This is a genomic window from Sphingopyxis sp. PAMC25046, assembly GCF_004795895.1.
GTDB lineage: Bacteria > Pseudomonadota > Alphaproteobacteria > Sphingomonadales > Sphingomonadaceae > Sphingopyxis.
This window is the reverse complement of sequence record NZ_CP039250.1, coordinates 2,773,746-2,789,610: the sequence shown is the minus strand read 5'-3', so window position 1 is coordinate 2,789,610 and position 15,865 is coordinate 2,773,746. Positions and strand designations below refer to the sequence as shown.

The window sequence follows — 15,865 nt, the reverse complement described above, 5'->3', positions numbered from 1 at the left end:
GATTTATCGGCGACCGGGGAGGCGACGGTCGTAGCGCAATCGGCAATCGGTTACGAACGGAGGTTTAGCGCCAGGGAATCGCGAAGCCGGATGCGGGAAAGGGAAGCAGCGCGCAAAAACGACGCGGACGATCCATCGGGCCCGTCCGGCGGGCGCGAGGCCTTCCGCAATCCCGGATGGCGTTGTGCGGCGCTGCTGGCTTCGATGTGGCTGTGGCCCTCGGTAGCCGCATATGCGCAGGACCTGCCTCCTGCCGGGCCGCCATCGCCGGACGCCTCCGACGGCGAGACCGTTGCAGTCGGCGATGATCAGGAGATCGTCGTCACCGCGCGATATGGCGAGGCGCTCGTCGAACCCGAAATCGAGCTCGATGAACTGCAGATCGATTCCTATGGCGCCTATTCGATCGGCGAACTGGTGCGCCGGATCGCGCCGCTGACCGGGCGACCCGACGAACGGCCCATCATTCTGATCAACGGCGAGCGCGTCGATTCGATTCAAGACCTGGCCCGCTTCCCGCCGGCCGCGCTCAAGCGTCTTGCGATCCTGCCGCCCGAAGCCGCCGGGCGATACGGCTATGCGGGCAACCAGCGCGTCGTGAACCTCGTCCTCAAACGACATTTCGTGTCGTGGGAGGCGCAGGCCAGCGTTAAGGCACCGACCGCGGGGGGCCAAATTGGCGGCAGCGGATCGGCGGGGCGTTTCGTCATCGACGGCAAGGCGCGGTGGAGCGCGCAGGTCCAGCTTGCGGGCGAGAGCGCGCTGTTCGAAAGTTCGCGCGCCTCGTCGCCACCACGGGCGGATGACGACGACTTTCGGTCGCTGCGCCCCGCGACGGAGCAGATGTCGGTCTCCGCGGGGCTTACGCGGCCGATCGGGCGCTTTAGCGCTTCGTTGAGCCTCGACGCCGCGGCAAGCGGCAGCCGGCAATCGCTGGGCCTGGCGCCGACCGATTCCGGGGCGGGTGCGCCGGTCCTGCTTGGCAGGCAAAATTCCCGGAATCTCGGTCTTTCGACCAGCTTGTCGGGGCCTCTCGCCGGCGGGCGCGCGATCTTCAGCGCCAACTATACGCGCGTCTGGGCGAACGGCCGCATCGACCAGCCCGACGGGCTGTCGCCCGAAGGATTCGCTACAAGCCGCAACCGGTCGGTGAGCGAAAGCTTGAGCACGCGACTGACCTACAACCGATCGATCGCCGACCTGCCGGCCGGGCCGTTGACCGCGACGCTGACGGCGGGAATGAACCGCAACCGCACGACCAGTCGGTTCAGGAACGGAATAGACGATGACGACCGCACCGTCCGCGTGGGACAGGACCGATACGACGGCCGGCTGTCGTTCGCGGTGCCGATCGCCAGTCGAAACGAAAACCCGCATTCGCTGCTCGGTGACCTGGCGCTCGACTTCGCCGGCGGTCTGACCTTCGGTTCCCGCGAGGCGTCGCGTCCGCGGTTCGAGCTGGGCGCGAACTGGAGCCCTGTTCCCGCGCTCCGGCTCGACGGATCGGTCAGCTTCGCCAAGCTCGCGCCATCGCTCGATCAATTGACCGCCCCTTATTCGGAAGAGGTGCGACGCGTTTACGATTTCGCACGACAGGAAATCGCCGAGCCGGTCTGGGTCACCGGCGGCAACCCCGATCTGGGATCGGGCCGACGTCGCACCTTGTCGCTGGGCGCCACTTTGCGTCCGTTCGATCCCCGGCTGCTCTCGCTGTCGGTCGAATATCGGGAGCAGCAGTCGACGGGTGGCGCGGGCGGATTTCCCGGGGTTTCGCTGGCGGTCGAAGCCGCCTTTCCCGACCGGTTCGTCCGTGATGCGTCGGGGCGCCTGATCCGGGTGGACGCCCGGCCGATCCGGATCGTGCGCGACACGACCGAACGGCTGAACAACAGCCTGACGCTGTTGCTTGCACCGGGGCGGAAGGAGGAACGAGCCCCCGCTGCGTTGACGGGCCATCCCTGGCAGTTCACCCTGTCTGTGAACCACGGCTGGTTGCTGCGCAGCGAACTGCTGACCAGCCTTGGCGCCCCGGTGATCGACCGGCTGGACGGCGATACCGCGCAGTCGCGGCACAATCTGAACGTCCAGCTTGTGGCGGGCAAACCGGGCATGGGCGTGACGTTCGACGGCAATTGGCAGAGCGGATTCCGGCTCCGCGCGCCCGCCGGATCGGATGGCCAGCCGGATTATCTCCATCGCCCCGTGACGACGCTGAACCTCCGCCTGTTCGTCGAGCCCGAGCGTCTGCTGCGAACGCCGGAGAAGCCAGAATGGCTTTCGGATTTGAACATCTCGCTCGAAATCCGAAACCTGTTCAACAGCTATCGGCGCGTGGTGCTGGACGACGGGAGTGTTCCGGCCGGGTATCGGCGCTATGATGTGGACCCGCTCGGGCGCACGATCCAGCTGTCGATGCGCAAGCGGTTTTGATGGTCAGTTGACGCGCTCGCGGCTCTCGGTCGTGCGCGCCCATTGGGCGAGATGGCCGTGGCGCTTGATCGTCTTGAGGCACACCACCGTCTTCAAGCGTTGAACGCCGGGCAGTTTCGACAGATTGTGACGAAGCAGCTCGTCGAGATGGTCGGCCGATCGCGCGAAAATCTTGAGCAAATAGTCGCTTTCGCCCGCGGTCGTGTGGCATTCGACCACGGCGGGATGCGCGAGTACCGCGGCTTCGAATTCGATATGCGCGTCGAAGCGGATCTGCACCTCGACGAAACTCTGCACCGCGAGGCCGATCGCGATCGGGTCGAGGCGCGCGGCATAGCCTTCGATCACGCCGCCGTCCTCGAGATTTTTCACCCGCGACCAGCAGGGCGACTTGGAGAGGCCCACCTGCTCGCCGAGGTCGGCATAGGATTGGCGGCCGTCGCGTTCGAGCGCGGCGACGATCTTCCAGTCAAGCTTGTCCACGCGTTTCGTCCTTGAATCGGCTTTTGTTCGGAATGGCGGTAAGAGGCTAACATGGAGGAACATATTCCTTCAAATAAGAAATATTGCAGAACGAATGACGATTTTTCACGCCGCTTCGCCACCAAATCCGCACAATGTTCGCGCACGCGCAGGCTAGTCTGGCGGCCAAGGGTTTGGAGAGAGACCGATGGCCGCGACGCATATTTTCGACGCACCGCCCGAAGGCGTCGCGGCCGATTGGACGATGCCGCAAAACTGGCGTGCCTTCACTGACGGGCAGCACAAGACTTGGCGCGCCCTTTTCGAACGGCAGTCGGCGGCGCTCGATGGTTATGCGTGCCGGTCCTTCCTGGGCGGGCTCGATATTCTTCGCAAGCTGACGCCGGGGGTTCCCGATTTCGCCGAACTCAATGCGCTGCTGAAACCCGTATCGGGATGGGAGGTCGTCGCGGTGCCCGGCTGGATCCCGAACGCGCCGTTTTTTGAGCATCTGGCGAACAAGCGCTTTCCGGCGGCCAATTTCCTCCGGCCGCCCGAGCAGGTGGCATACAGCGAAGAACCCGACATGTTTCACGACATTTTCGGTCATGTTCCGATGCTCTCCGATCCGGCCTTTTCGGACTTCCTCGTCGCATATGGTGAGGCGGGGTTGCGCGCCGAAAAGCTGGGTGCGTCGGATTTTCTCGGGCGGCTTTGGCTTTATACGGTCGAGTTCGGGTTGGTCGTCGAGGATGGCGAGCTTCGCGCCTTTGGCGGAGGGTTGATGTCGAGCGTCGCCGAGACAGTTTCGGCGCTGACGGCGCGCGAACCGCGGCGGATCTGGCTCGATATCGAGCGCGTGATGCGGACCGGATATCATTTCGACCGGTTGCAGCAGACCTATTTCGTCGTCGCGGGGTTCGGTGAATTGCTGCGCGCGACCGAGGAAACCGACTTTGCGAGCATCTACCGCAAGATTGCCGACGAGCCGACGCTCGAACCGGGGGATGGCTGGCGCGGCGATGTCGCCTATGAAGGGCGCCTGCCGGCTGCGCCGGCAAGCGGAGAGGCATCGCAATGATCAGGCAGACGCGCGACGGCGGCACCAACATTTTCGAGACCGAAATCGACGGCGAGACGATCCAGTGGGACAATGGCCTGACCTATGCGCGGCACCTGCAGACCGCGCAATTGCTGTCGGCGCAGGTGCCGGTGTCGGACAAGCCCGACGAGATGCTGTTCATCATCATGCACCAGACGATGGAATTGTGGCTCAAGCTCGTGCTGCACGAGGGGCGGCTGGTCTATGACGCGATCAAGGGCGACCGGCTGGAGATCGCGGGCAAGGGGCTCGACCGGGTCGCGACGATCCAGCGGCATATGATCCATAGCTGGGAAGTGCTCGCGACGCTGACTCCGCACGACTTCCTGACCTTTCGCGGTTTCCTGCGCCGCGCGTCGGGTTTCCAGTCGCAGCAATATCGAGAACTCGAATATATGCTCGGCAACAAGCGCGAGGATATGATGATCGTCCACAAGGACGATCCGGCGGCGACCGCCCGCCTGCGCGCGGCGTTCGACGCGCCTTCGCTTTACGACGAATTGCTGCGGCTGCTCGCGCGGCGCGGCTTCGCCATTCCCGCCGGTCATCTCGAGCGCGACTGGACGCAGCCCTATGAGCCATCGGAGGCGGTCGAGAAGGCGTGGCTCGCGATCTACACCGACCCCGAGCATCACTGGGACCTCTACACGCTCGCTGAAAAGGTCACCGCGCTCGAATATTATTTTCAGGAATGGCGCTTCAAGCACATGAAGACCGTCGCGCGCGTGATCGGGCACAAGCCGGGGACCGGCGGATCGTCGGGGGTCAACTATCTGGTCAAGGCGCTGAATCTCAGCTTTTTCCCGGAACTCTGGTCGATGCGCACCGAGATGGTCGCGCCTCGCGAGGGCGGGGATTACTCCGAAGGGAAGGGCGCATGAGCGGGATCTGGGACATTTCGCAGCCGCTCCACGCCGGGGTGCCGGTGTGGCCGGGTGAGCCCGCATTTGCGCTGCACAGCCATGCAGTGATCGGCGACGGCTGTCCGCTCAATGTCGGCGGCATGTTCACGCCGCTCCACGCGGGGACGCACGGCGATGCGCCGCTGCACTACGCCAATGATGGCGCCTCGTCGGCCGACTGTGCTCTCGATGCCTATATCGGGCCGTGCGTGCTGCTCGACATGCGTCATGCGCGCGGCCGGGTCGAGATTGCCGATGTGGACTGGGATGCGGTCGAGGGTAGCGAGCGCGTGCTGCTGCGCACCTATGAGCATTTCCCGCACGACCAATGGGACTCGGATTTTACCTCAATCGCCAGCGATGTGATCGCGCGGCTCGGTTCGATGGGCGTACGCCTGATCGGCACCGACGCGGCCTCGCTCGACCCCGAACAGTCGAAGACGCTCGACGCGCATCAGGCGGTCAAGGCTGCCGATATGCGGATATTGGAAGGGCTCGTGCTCGATGACGTGCCGCCTGGCCGCTACGAACTCGTCGCGCTGCCGCTCCGTATCGTCGGCGCCGATGCCAGCCCGGTGCGCGCCATCCTGAGGGAAATCGCATGACCGATACGATCTCCGCCACCGATGTGGCTACACTCGATGCCGCGGATCCGCTCGCGCCTTTCCGCGACCGTTTCCACCTGCGCGAAGGCCTGATCTACCTCGACGGCAATTCGCTTGGTGCGTTGCCCAAGGCGACGGGCGAGCGGCTGGCCGAAGTCGTCGGCAGTGAATGGGGCGAGGGGCTGATCACGTCATGGCTCGGCGCGGAGTGGTCGACTGCGCCGCGCCGGATCGGCGATAAGATAGGGCAGTTGATCGGCGCCAACCCCGGTGAGATCGTCGCGACTGATTCGACTTCGGTAAATATCTTCAAGGCATTGACGGCCGCTCTTTCGTTGCGGCGTGAACGGACGGTGATCCTGTCCGAAGCGACCAATTTTCCGACCGACGTTTATATGATGCAGGGCATCGAGGCTTTTTCCGGCGGGCGCGTGAAGGCGGTCACCGTTGCGCCCGACGCAATCGTCGATGCGCTGAACGAGGATGTCGCGGTGCTGCTGCTGACGCAGGTGCACTATAAATCGGGCCGCGTCCGGGACATGGCGGCGATCACGCGCGCGGCGCACGACGCCGGCGCGCTCGTCGTCTGGGATCTGAGCCATAGCGCGGGGGCGATCCCGGTCGACCTCAATGGCGCGAATGCTGATTTTGCGATCGGCTGCGGCTACAAGTTCCTCAACGGTGGCCCCGGCGCGCCGGCCTATCTGTTCGCGGCGACGCGGCACCATGGCGCGACGCCGGTGCTGTCGGGCTGGTTCGGTCATGCGCGCCCCTTCGCTTTCGAGGAGGATTATGATCCCGCCGCCGGGATCGAGCGCTTCCAGTGCGGCACGCCGCCGGTGCTCGGCCTGTCGGCGCTCGAAGTCGGCGTCGACCTGATGCTCGAAGCCGATATGGCCGAAATCCGCCGCAAGTCGCTCGCGCTCGGCGATCTGTTCGTCGAGCTTATGCAGCCGCTGTGCGACGCCTACGGCTTTGAATTGGCGAGCACGCAGCGCCATGCCGAGCGGGGCAGCCAGGTCGCCTATGCCCATCCGCAGGGTTATCAGATCGTGCAGGCGCTCAAGGAATATGACGTCATCGCCGACTTCCGCGCGCCAGACATTTTGCGCTTCGGGCTGACGCCGCTCTATCTGCGCTATCAGGACATCGTCGAAACCGTCGAGCGGTTGGAGAAGGTCTGCGCTACGCGCGCGTGGGACAAGCCGCAATATCACCAACGGGCGGCAGTGACATGAGCGACGTGTCGGCGCCCTTCCTGCCTAAATCGCGCGTCGCAGCGGTGCAGGCCGCGCCGGTGTTCCTCGATACCGCGCGCACGGTCGACAAGGCGTGCGCGCTGATCGCCGAGGCGGCGGGGAATGGCGCGCAGCTCGTCGCTTTCCCCGAGGTGTTCGTTTCGGCCTATCCCTATTGGAACTGGCTGATGACGCCGATCGAGGGCGCCGAGTGGCACGAGCGGCTCTACCGCGCGTCCGTGCTCGTCGATGGCGCCGAGGTCGCCGCGCTGTGCAATGCCGCGCGCGACCATGGCTGCACCGTCGTCATCGGCATCAACGAGCGCGATCCGTTGAGCGTTGGCACGCTCTATAACACCAACCTGATCATCGGCGCCGACGGCAGCCTGCTCGGGCGCCACCGCAAGCTGGTGCCGACCTGGGCGGAGAAGCTCACATGGGCGGGCGGCGACGGCAGCTCGATCCGCGTCTACGACACGCCGGTCGGGCCGCTCGGCACGCTCGCGTGCGGCGAGAATACCAACACGCTCGCGCGCTTCGCCTTGCTGTCGCAGGGCGAGCTGGTCCATGTCGCCAATTATATCGCGCTGCCCGTCGCGCCCGCGTCGTACGATATGGCCGAGGCGATCAAAATCCGTGCGACCGCGCACAGTTTCGAGGGCAAGGTCTTCACCATCGTTGCCTGCTCGGCGATAAGCCCCGAAATCATCGACGCGATGAGCGCCGATCGGCCGCAGAATCGCGAGTTGCTGTCGCGCCCGAACAGCGCCTTTTCGGGGGTGATCGACCCGCACGGCAATCTGGTCGGCGAGGCGCTGATTGATGGCGAAGGCATCGTCTACGCCGACATCGACCTTGGCGACTGCATCCGGCCCAAGCTGATGCACGACATCATCGGCGGCTATAACCGCTTCGACATCTTCAACCTGACGGTCGACCGGACTCCCCGCGCGTCGGCCCTGTTCGTCGACGAGGCGCAGTGCGTCGATCCCGACGAGGAGACCTCATGATGGCAGAAGCCAGCACGATCATCGATCCGCGCGACGACGTTCTCGGGCGCGCGCGGGTAATCGACACGCCCGAACTCGAGGCCTTTTATCAAGAGCTTGCCGCGCGCAATGCGGGCGCTTTCTGGAAACGCGCCAACGCGATCGAGCCGTGGGAGCCCGAGACGCGCTATCGCCCGACGCTCTGGCGTTACGCCGACATGCGCGCGATGTGTCTGCGGGCGCTCGATCTGGTGAAGCCCGAGGAAGCGGGCCGCCGCGTCGTCACCCTGCTCAACGACAGCGACGCGGGGCGCGAAAATGTCGCGGTGTGTGGCTGGCTGTTCAGCGGGATGCAGGCGATGCGCCCTGGCGAGATCACGCCCGCGCACAAGCATACCGCCTCGGCCCACCGCTTCATCATGGAGGGGAAGGGCGCCTATACCGTCGTCGACGGCCACCACATCACGCTCGGCGCGAACGACTATGTGCTGACCCCGAACGGCGCCTGGCACGACCACGGCGTGGTGGCCGAGGGTGAGGTGTCGATCTGGCAGGACGGGCTCGATATTCCGCTGATGAACAGCCTCGAGACCAATTTCTACGCGGTCTACGACAAGCCCGCGCAAACCGCGGCGTTCCCCGTGGACGACTTGCCGCTGAGCTATGGCGGTGCCGCGCTTCGCCCCGAAGGCGTGCCGGCGTGGGAGAAACCCTATTCGCCCATGATGGTCTATCGCTGGGAGACGGTACGCGACGCGCTTTGGAACCTCGCGAAGGTTTCGGAGGGCACGCCATTCGACGGGCATATGATGCGCTATTCGAACCCGCTGACCGGCGGCTGGGCGCTCCAGACGATGGGCGCGCATATGCAGATGCTGAAGCCCGGTTTTCGCGGCAAGGCGCACCGCCACACCGGAAACGTCGTCTATAATGTCGCGGGCGGGCGCGGCTATTCGATCATCGGCGGCGAGCGTTTCGACTGGCAAACGCACGACATTTTCTGCGTGCCCGCGTGGACGTGGCACGAACATGTCAATCTCGATGCCTCTGAGGAGGCTTTCCTCTTCTCGTTCAACGATTTTCCCGTGATGGAGGCGCTCGGCGTCCGGATCGAGGAAGCCCTCCAAGAAAATGACGGACATCAAACATGCGCTTTGTGACGTATCGCACGGTCGAGACCGAACCGCGGCTCGGCCTTCTCCACGACGGGCTCGTGATCGATGTCGAATATTTCGGCGATGCGATCGGCAATGACATGCCGTCGACGATGCTCGATTTCATCGATCTGGGCCCGATCGCACTGCGCTTCCTGCAGGAAGCCGTTGCAGCCGCGACCACGGCCGACCTGATCGGGACCTCGCTGCCCGAAGACAATGTCACTTTGCTCGCGCCGATCCCGCGGCCGCGCAAGAATATCTTCGGAATCGGCCTCAACTATACCGAGCATGTCGCTGAATCGGCGCGTTCGCTCGACACGTCGAACGAATTGCCGCAGCAGCCGGTAATCTTCTCGAAACCGCCGACCGCCGTCGTCGCGTGGAACGATCCGATCCGTCACAATGCGAAGGTGACGCAGCAGCTCGACTGGGAAACCGAGCTCGCGGTGGTGATCGGCAGCACCGCGCGCCACGTCGCGGAGGGTGACGCGCTGAACCATGTGTTCGGCTATACGGTGATCAACGACGTGTCGGCGCGCGACTGCCGCCGCGCGGGTCAGTGGATCGTGTCGAAGGGACAGGACAGCTTCGCGCCGATGGGGCCGTGTATCGTCACCGCCGACGAGGTCGGCGATCCGCACAATCTCAACATCCTGACCCATGTGAACGGCGTCGAGAAGCAGAACAGCAACACCCGCTTCATGCTGTTCAACGTCAACCAGCTGATCGCCGATATTTCGAGCGTGATGACGCTCGAACCCGGCGACATCATCGCGACCGGAACCCCGGCGGGGGTCGGCGCGGGCCGCGATCCGCAGGAATTCATGTGGCCGGGCGACGTCGTCGAATGCACTGTAGAAGGCATCGGCACCCTCCGTAACCCGATCGTCGCGGTCTGAGCGCGATATGACACGCCCCATTCGCATCGGGCAGATCGTGCCCAGCTCGAACGTGACGATGGAAACCGAAATCCCCGCGCTGCTCCGCGCGCGCGAGGCCATCGCGCCCGAACGCTTCACCTTCCACTCGTCGCGGATGCGGATGAAGAAGGTGACGAAGGAAGAACTCGCGGCGATGGATGCCGATTCCGATCGCTGCGCGCTCGAATTGTCCGACGCCGCGGTCGACGTCTTGGGCTATGCCTGCCTCGTCGCGATCATGAGCATGGGGGAGGGCTATCACCGCGTTTCCGAGGGGCGGTTGCACCAGCGCACGGTCGAAAATGGTCACCCCGCGCCGGTCGTCACCAGCGCCGGTGCGCTGGTCGAAGGGCTGCAAGTCCTGCAAGCGAAACGCATCGCGCTCGTCGCGCCCTATATGAAACCGCTGACCGAGATGGTCGTCGGCTATATCGCAAATGAGGGCGTGGAGGTCGCCGACTGGCTCGCGCTCGAAATCCCCGACAATCTGGAGGTCGCGGCGCAGGATCCGGCGAATCTGCTCGACCATTACAAGCGGCTCGACTTGACCGGCGTCGACGCGCTCGTCCTTTCGGCGTGCGTCCAGATGCCGTCGCTGCCGGCGGTGCAACGGGCCGAGGACGCGATTGGAAAACCCGTGATATCGGCCGCGATTTGCACGGCGCACCAGATGCTTACGCGGCTTGGACTGCGGGCCGAGGTTCCGGGCGCCGGCGCGCTGCTTTCCGGCCGCTATTGAGCCAAAGCCGATATCTGCCGATCCGGCACTTAAACACGGCATTCCACCACCGTAAAATATGCAAAATGCGACATTCACTCTTGCGGAGTGCGCGCGCGTTTTCGGCGTGTGACGACAAAGATGTTAACGATGATCTGCAACATGATTGAATTATATGACTAATTCTAGTATTGCGGTCGCGTGGGGATTGTGTGTTTTGCAGTATAGACAAGCACTTATGCTTGTTCAGCTGCTTCGATAAGGTGGACGGCATGAACCAACATCGCTTCTCGGATCCGGCAGAGGAGCGGGATATCGCCGCCAGCACCGATCGCCGCGAAGGCGATCGCTATCGCACGGTTTGGCGGATCGCCAAGGTGATGCGCAACGGCGATGCGGGTTTGTGGCGGGTCCGCAACATTTCCGACCGCGGCATGATGCTCGCGGCCGACGTCCCCATCGCGATCGGCGAAAAGCTCGAGATCGCGCTTTCCGATACCGTTACGATCCGCGGCGAGGTCGTCTGGTCCGATGCAGGGCGCTGCGGCGTCGCCTTCGACAAGGAAGTCGACGTCGCCGATGTGCTCAAGCAATTGGCGGCCGAGCAGCGCGCCATCGGCTATCGCCAGCCGCGTCTGCCGGTGCATACGAAAGCGCAGGCGGTGACCGATGAGGGCGCGGCGACGCATATCGAACTGGTGGACCTGTCGCAGAACGGCGCGGGCTTCGTCCATGATGGCCATTTCGAGGTCGGCAAGGAATTCGACCTCATACTTGCCGGCGACGTCAAGCGCCGCGCGATCGTACGTTGGTCGCGGGCCGGGCGGGGCGGCCTGTGGCTGACGCAGCCGCTCGACCGCGTCGACCTTGAAAGCATCCGCCGCTTCGAGAGCTGATGCTCAGGCGGCGCCGCGGACGATCTTCGCCCAAGGGTTAAGGTCGGGCTCGGCGATCTTTGTCAGCCGGTTGCGGTCGCGATGGAGGAAGGGCTCACCCCGGCCCTTCACCATCAAGGTCGTGTCGGACACATAGCTCCACGACCCGTCGTCGTGAAAATCGACCGTCAGTTGATAGGCGTCGGTACGAAAGGCGAGTTCGAGGAAGGTCGTCGAGCATATGCCATATTCGGTTTGGCCGCGCTCCGCCTTGACGACGAGTTGTTTCGCATCGGGCGCAGCGTGGCCAGCCGCGATTGCGATCTGGCCGCGGGGGATCGCGAGGGTCTGGAGGATCAGGCCCGTCGATGCTTCGTAGAGCCAGTAACCAACCTGATCGTGGAAGGCGATGTCCTCTTCGCGTGTGTTCACGTGCAGATGATAGCGCAGCCCATAGAAGAGCTGTGGGCCGTTCGCTTGCGGGTCGATCGGCTGCAGTTCGATCCGCTCATAATATTCGCGCGTTTCGGGGCCGTCAGCCTTGGGATTGATGTCGACCCCGCGCTGGCCTTCCCATATACCCGCAAGCCGGCGGAGAGGGCCCAGGTTGGCGAGCGTTTCGGGATCGACGTCCTCGGGCTCGGTGAAGATATCCGCGGGTAATTCCATCGCTTGCCCCCTTGCTGGCGATCAGATGTCCTCGACGAGCCGCCCGTAGAGCTGCGGACGGCGGTCGCGGAAGAAGCCCATGCCGGCGCGGTGCTTCGCAGCGCGGTCGAGGTCGATCGTCTCGACAAGCACCCCGGTTTCGGTGGCACCGAACGCCTGCGTCATGTCGCCCCACTCGTTGGTGATGAAGCTGTGGCCATAGAAATTCGCGTCGCCTTCGGGTCCGATGCGGTTCGCGGCGATCACCGGCATGCAGTTCGACACGGCATGGCCGTGCATCGCGCGGCGCCACATGCGGCTGGTATCGAGGTCGGCGTCATATGGTTCGGACCCGATCGCGGTCGGATAGAAAAGCAGCTCGGCACCCATCAGCGCCATCGCGCGCGCGCATTCGGGATACCATTGGTCCCAGCACACCCCGACGCCTATCCGCGTGCCGAAAACGTCCCAGACCTTGAAGCCGGTGTTGCCGGGGCGGAAATAATATTTTTCTTCATAGCCCGGACCATCGGGAATGTGGCTCTTGCGGTAAGTGCCCATGATGTCGCCGTCGGGGCCGATCATCGCGAGCGTATTGTAATAATGTGGCCCGTCCTTCTCGAAATAGCTCGTCGGGATTGCGACCTTCAGCTCTGCGGCGAGCGCCTGCATCGCGACGACGCTCGGATGGTCGGCCGTCGGGCGCGCGCTCGCAAACAGCTCTTCCTCCTCGACCTGGCAGAAATAAGGGCCCTCGAAGAGCTCGGGCGGCAGGATGATTTGCGCGCCTTGTCCCGCGGCGTCCTCGACGAGCGCGGAAACAGTGTCGATATTCGGTTCGACGGGGCCGGGCAGGGCAAGCTGCAGCGCGGCGACGGTGATGGTGCGGGTCATGCGGCGGAATATAGGGGGCTTCGCGCCTGATGCTAGCTCGGAAGCTGCTGACTCGAGCAATGGAAGCTGCCGCCGCCGACTATGATCCCGCGCGCGGGCACGCCGACCGCGCGGCGGTCGGGAAAGAGCGCGGCGAGGGTATCAATCGCGGCCCGATCGTTGGGAACGCCATAAGTCGGAACAACCACGACGCTGTTGCCGATATAGAAGTTCATATAGCTCGCCGCCGCAATCTCGCCGCCGATCTCGACGCGGCCGGGCGAGGGGAGGTCGACGATCTCGATCCCGCCGAACGCCGCTGTCCGCGCGCGCGCGTCGGCATAGATGGCGGCGTTGGGATCGTCATCGCCCGCCGCGACCGGCAGCGCCAGCCGGCCTTCGCCGACGAAGCGCGCGAGATTGTCGACATGGCCATCGGTGTGGTCGCCGACGAGGCCGTTGCCGAGCCACAGCAGCCGGTCGATGCCGAGCGAATGCTGCAGCCGCACCGCGATGTCCTCGCGCGTAAGCGTCGGGTTGCGGTTCGTATTGAGCAGGCATTCCTCGGTGGTGACGCAAAGGCCGGCGCCGTCGACGTCGATACCGCCGCCCTCGAGCACCCAGTCGAGATGCTGCGTCGGCAGGTTCGCTTGCGCGGCCAGGATCGCCCCGATCTCGCGGTCGCCGGGCATCACGAACTTGTTACCCCACCAGTTGAAGTCGAAATTGCGCGCCTCGCGCTGGGCGCCGGTGCCGACGATGATCGGACCCGTGTCACGCAGCCAGATATCGCCGAAGGGGGCGACGAACAACAGCACGCCCTCATCGACGAGCGCCTCTGCTATATCGGCATTGTCATGGTCGCGAACAAGCAGGTGCACCGTTTCGCCGCGCCCGCCGTCGTGGACGGCGTTCGCGAAGGCCGCGACATCGCGTCGCGCCGCGTCGATCTGGCCCGACCATTCCTCCGCCATGTGCGGAAAGCCGATCCAGACGGCGTCATGGGGTGCCCATTCGGCGGGCATGCGGTGCGTCATCGCGTGATAGTCCTTTGCATCGATGCCCGCGACATCGATCTTCTCGTCCAGAACGCAGCAATCCAGAATGGCCTCTGCCATTCTGGATTGCCGGAACATGGTGCTCCCCGCAACTGCGGAGGAGCGGTTGTCGTCGTTACTTGCCAGCGCGCGACTTGTCGCGGGCGGCGCGGAATTCGTCGCCCTCGACCCAGTTCGGCCATGCGTCGGTCATCGCGAGCATGCGGCCCGCAGCGTAATAGAGGCGCAGGTCCGACATCATGCCGCCCCAGTTGGTGATCGCCTCATATTCGTCGCCCGGCGCGTGATAGCGGTTCTTTTCATAGTCTTCGGCCGCTTTCTTGCCGGCCTCGACACCGCCTTCGACCAGTTCGTCGCCGCTGCCGAAGTTGAACATCGGCACGCCGAGCTTGGCGAAGCTGAAATGGTCCGAACGATAGTAAAAACCCTTTTCGGGCGTCGGTTCGGCCTTGATCGTGCGGCCCTCCATCTTGGCGAGCTTTTCGACATAGGCGTCGAGTTCGGACTTGCCGCCACCGACGACCACAATGTCCTTCGCCGGGCCGATGGCGTTCAACGCGTCCATGTTCACGCCGCCGACCGTCTGCGCGAGCGGGAAGACCGGGTTTTCGGCGTAGAATTTCGAACCGAGAAGGCCCGATTCTTCGGCCGTGACGGCAAGGAAGACGATGCTGCGGTCGGGCGCGCCAGCCTTCTGGAAGGCCTGGGCTAGCGTGACGAGGCCCGCGATACCGCTCGCATTGTCGACCGCGCCGTTGCAGATGTCGTCGCCCGCGACCGGCGTGCAGCGGCCGAGGTGGTCCCAGTGGCCGGTGTAGAGGACATATTCTTGCGCGCGCTTGGCGCCCGGCAGAACGCCGATGACGTTGCGCGACATCTTCTTCGAAATCGCGTTATCGAAGCTGAAGTTCGCCTTCATGCCGGTCAGCGCGACCGGCTTGAACCCCTTCTTCTTCGCGGCTTCGCGCAGCGCATCGAAATCCTGTCCGGCGCTCGCGAACAATTCCTTCGCTTTGGGCAGCTGGATCCAGCCGTTGGCGACAGTTTCCTTGGCGCCGCCGTCCTTGCTCTCGGCGAGATATTGGGTGCCGGTGTTGCTGCTCTCCACGACGTTCCAGCCATAGGCGGCGGGTTCGGTGTCGTGGACGATCAGCACGGCGGCGGCGCCCTGCCGCGCGGCTTCTTCATATTTGTACGACCAGCGGCCGTAATAGGTCATTGCGCGGCCGTTGAACTCGCCCTTGGCTTCCTTGGTCTGCCAGTCGGGGTCGTTGACGAGGACGACGACGGTCTTCCCCTTCACATCGAGCCCGGCATAGTCGTTCCAGCCCTTTTCGGGTGCGTTGATGCCGTAACCGACGAAGACGACGTCGCTGTCCTTGACTTCGGTCTTGGGCTGGACGCGCCAGCTGAACGCGACATAGTCCTTGGCATATTGCGCGGTGACCGGGGTCTTGCCGCCGGTGAAGCTCAGCGGGGTCGCGTTTTTCGCGGTGATCTCGACCAGCGGCACGTCCTGCGTCCACTTGCCGTTGTTCCCGGGCTTCAGCCCCGCTTCCTCATATTTCTTGATGATGTAAGCGACGGTCTTTTCCTCGCCCGCCGTACCCGGCGCGCGGCCCTCATAAGCATCCGACGACAATTCCTTGGTCACGTCCTGAAGCGTCGCGAGCGACAGTTCGGGGATTTCGACATCGGGAATGGCGGTGGCCGACGTGGCCGTCTTGTCCGACGCATTGCACGCGGCAACGGTCAGGAGAACCGCAAGCGCTGCGGTCGATCGGGGGAAACGAAGCATGAAAATTCCTCGGTTTTTCGTATTCGACCGCGGGCTTGTGCCAGCCCCGTGCCGGGGGCGCAAGCGCCGCTTGTGGCACTTTCGGCGCTT

15 protein-coding genes are annotated in these 15,865 nt (G+C 64.2%); 10 read left to right on the top strand and 5 right to left on the bottom strand.

All coding sequences use genetic code 11. The features are described from left to right. Nucleotides 1-90: 90 nt before the first annotated feature. Complete coding sequence (locus tag E5675_RS13150; protein WP_168707859.1) at nt 91-2,430, top strand: hypothetical protein; 2,340 nt, start codon at nt 91-93, stop codon at nt 2,428-2,430. A 3-nt stretch (nt 2,431-2,433) separates the two neighbouring features. Here E5675_RS13150 and E5675_RS13145 read toward each other — a convergent pair whose 3' ends face one another. Further along, nucleotides 2,434-2,913 (bottom strand): Lrp/AsnC family transcriptional regulator, encoded by a 480-nt coding sequence (locus E5675_RS13145; protein ID WP_136174909.1) that lies wholly within the window; start codon nt 2,911-2,913, stop codon nt 2,434-2,436. 187 nt (nt 2,914-3,100) lie between these two features. Here E5675_RS13145 and phhA point away from each other — a divergent pair, with 187 nt between their 5' ends. The 9 genes from phhA (at nt 3,101) to E5675_RS13100 (ending at nt 11,419) form a co-directional block, all read left to right on the top strand. Further along, nucleotides 3,101-3,973, top strand: a complete 873-nt coding sequence (gene phhA, locus E5675_RS13140) for a phenylalanine 4-monooxygenase (RefSeq protein WP_136174908.1) — start codon at nt 3,101-3,103, stop codon at nt 3,971-3,973. Next, nucleotides 3,970-4,875 (top strand): tryptophan 2,3-dioxygenase family protein, encoded by a 906-nt coding sequence (locus E5675_RS13135; protein WP_136174907.1) that lies wholly within the window; start codon nt 3,970-3,972, stop codon nt 4,873-4,875. The genes phhA and E5675_RS13135 overlap by 4 nt, the downstream gene beginning before the upstream one ends. Then, entirely contained in the window at nt 4,872-5,501 is a 630-nt protein-coding gene (gene kynB, locus E5675_RS13130) for an arylformamidase (protein WP_136174906.1), read from the top strand. The genes E5675_RS13135 and kynB overlap by 4 nt, the downstream gene beginning before the upstream one ends. Then, nucleotides 5,498-6,739: a kynureninase gene (gene kynU / locus E5675_RS13125; RefSeq protein ID WP_136174905.1), complete on the top strand. Its 1,242-nt coding sequence runs from the start codon at nt 5,498-5,500 to the stop codon at nt 6,737-6,739. Before kynB ends, kynU begins: the two co-directional genes overlap by 4 nt. Beyond that, nucleotides 6,736-7,749 (top strand): carbon-nitrogen hydrolase family protein, encoded by a 1,014-nt coding sequence (locus E5675_RS13120; protein ID WP_136174904.1) that lies wholly within the window; start codon nt 6,736-6,738, stop codon nt 7,747-7,749. The genes kynU and E5675_RS13120 overlap by 4 nt, the downstream gene beginning before the upstream one ends. Next, a complete protein-coding gene (locus E5675_RS13115) occupies nt 7,746-8,888 on the top strand; it encodes a cupin domain-containing protein (protein ID WP_247594613.1) in 1,143 nt (380 codons plus the stop codon). Before E5675_RS13120 ends, E5675_RS13115 begins: the two co-directional genes overlap by 4 nt. After that, entirely contained in the window at nt 8,876-9,784 is a 909-nt protein-coding gene (locus tag E5675_RS13110; protein WP_136174903.1) for a fumarylacetoacetate hydrolase family protein, read from the top strand. Before E5675_RS13115 ends, E5675_RS13110 begins: the two co-directional genes overlap by 13 nt. A 7-nt stretch (nt 9,785-9,791) precedes the next feature. Beyond that, on the top strand, nt 9,792-10,544 hold the full coding sequence (locus E5675_RS13105; protein ID WP_281727856.1) for an Asp/Glu racemase: 753 nt from the start codon (nt 9,792-9,794) through the stop codon (nt 10,542-10,544). A gap of 251 nt (nt 10,545-10,795) precedes the next feature. After that, complete coding sequence (locus E5675_RS13100) at nt 10,796-11,419, top strand: PilZ domain-containing protein (protein WP_168707857.1); 624 nt, start codon at nt 10,796-10,798, stop codon at nt 11,417-11,419. Between the two features lie 3 nt (nt 11,420-11,422). Here the strand turns inward: E5675_RS13100 and E5675_RS13095 are convergent, their stop codons facing one another. The 4 genes from E5675_RS13095 to E5675_RS13080 all read right to left on the bottom strand — a co-directional run bounded on the left by E5675_RS13095 (nt 11,423) and on the right by E5675_RS13080 (nt 15,775). Next, nucleotides 11,423-12,067: a heme-binding beta-barrel domain-containing protein gene (locus E5675_RS13095; protein ID WP_136174901.1), complete on the bottom strand. Its 645-nt coding sequence runs from the start codon at nt 12,065-12,067 to the stop codon at nt 11,423-11,425. A gap of 21 nt (nt 12,068-12,088) precedes the next feature. Continuing rightward, nucleotides 12,089-12,940, bottom strand: a complete 852-nt coding sequence (gene aguB / locus E5675_RS13090; RefSeq protein ID WP_136174900.1) for an N-carbamoylputrescine amidase — start codon at nt 12,938-12,940, stop codon at nt 12,089-12,091. Between the two features lie 32 nt (nt 12,941-12,972). Next, nucleotides 12,973-13,956, bottom strand: a complete 984-nt coding sequence (locus tag E5675_RS13085) for an agmatine deiminase family protein (protein ID WP_136176471.1) — start codon at nt 13,954-13,956, stop codon at nt 12,973-12,975. A gap of 136 nt (nt 13,957-14,092) precedes the next feature. Further along, nucleotides 14,093-15,775, bottom strand: a complete 1,683-nt coding sequence (locus tag E5675_RS13080; protein WP_136174899.1) for a M28 family metallopeptidase — start codon at nt 15,773-15,775, stop codon at nt 14,093-14,095. Nucleotides 15,776-15,865: the final 90 nt, after the last annotated feature.

Bases quoted from the DNA above. Each gene is read 5' to 3' on its own strand.
- E5675_RS13120 (WP_136174904.1), top strand. From the start codon at position 6,736: ATGAGCGACGTGTCGGCGCCCTTCCTGCCTAAATCGCGCGTCGCAGCG.
- E5675_RS13110 (WP_136174903.1), top strand. From the start codon at position 8,876: ATGCGCTTTGTGACGTATCGCACGGTCGAGACCGAACCGCGGCTCGGC.
- E5675_RS13080 (WP_136174899.1), bottom strand. From the start codon at position 15,775: ATGCTTCGTTTCCCCCGATCGACCGCAGCGCTTGCGGTTCTCCTGACC.
- E5675_RS13100 (WP_168707857.1), top strand. From the start codon at position 10,796: ATGAACCAACATCGCTTCTCGGATCCGGCAGAGGAGCGGGATATCGCC.
- E5675_RS13095 (WP_136174901.1), bottom strand. From the start codon at position 12,067: ATGGAATTACCCGCGGATATCTTCACCGAGCCCGAGGACGTCGATCCC.
- kynB (WP_136174906.1), top strand. From the start codon at position 4,872: ATGAGCGGGATCTGGGACATTTCGCAGCCGCTCCACGCCGGGGTGCCG.
- E5675_RS13135 (WP_136174907.1), top strand. From the start codon at position 3,970: ATGATCAGGCAGACGCGCGACGGCGGCACCAACATTTTCGAGACCGAA.
- phhA (WP_136174908.1), top strand. From the start codon at position 3,101: ATGGCCGCGACGCATATTTTCGACGCACCGCCCGAAGGCGTCGCGGCC.
- E5675_RS13115 (WP_247594613.1), top strand. From the start codon at position 7,746: ATGATGGCAGAAGCCAGCACGATCATCGATCCGCGCGACGACGTTCTC.
- E5675_RS13105 (WP_281727856.1), top strand. From the start codon at position 9,792: ATGACACGCCCCATTCGCATCGGGCAGATCGTGCCCAGCTCGAACGTG.
- aguB (WP_136174900.1), bottom strand. From the start codon at position 12,940: ATGACCCGCACCATCACCGTCGCCGCGCTGCAGCTTGCCCTGCCCGGC.
- E5675_RS13150 (WP_168707859.1), top strand. From the start codon at position 91: ATGCGGGAAAGGGAAGCAGCGCGCAAAAACGACGCGGACGATCCATCG.
- kynU (WP_136174905.1), top strand. From the start codon at position 5,498: ATGACCGATACGATCTCCGCCACCGATGTGGCTACACTCGATGCCGCG.
- E5675_RS13085 (WP_136176471.1), bottom strand. From the start codon at position 13,956: ATGACGCACCGCATGCCCGCCGAATGGGCACCCCATGACGCCGTCTGG.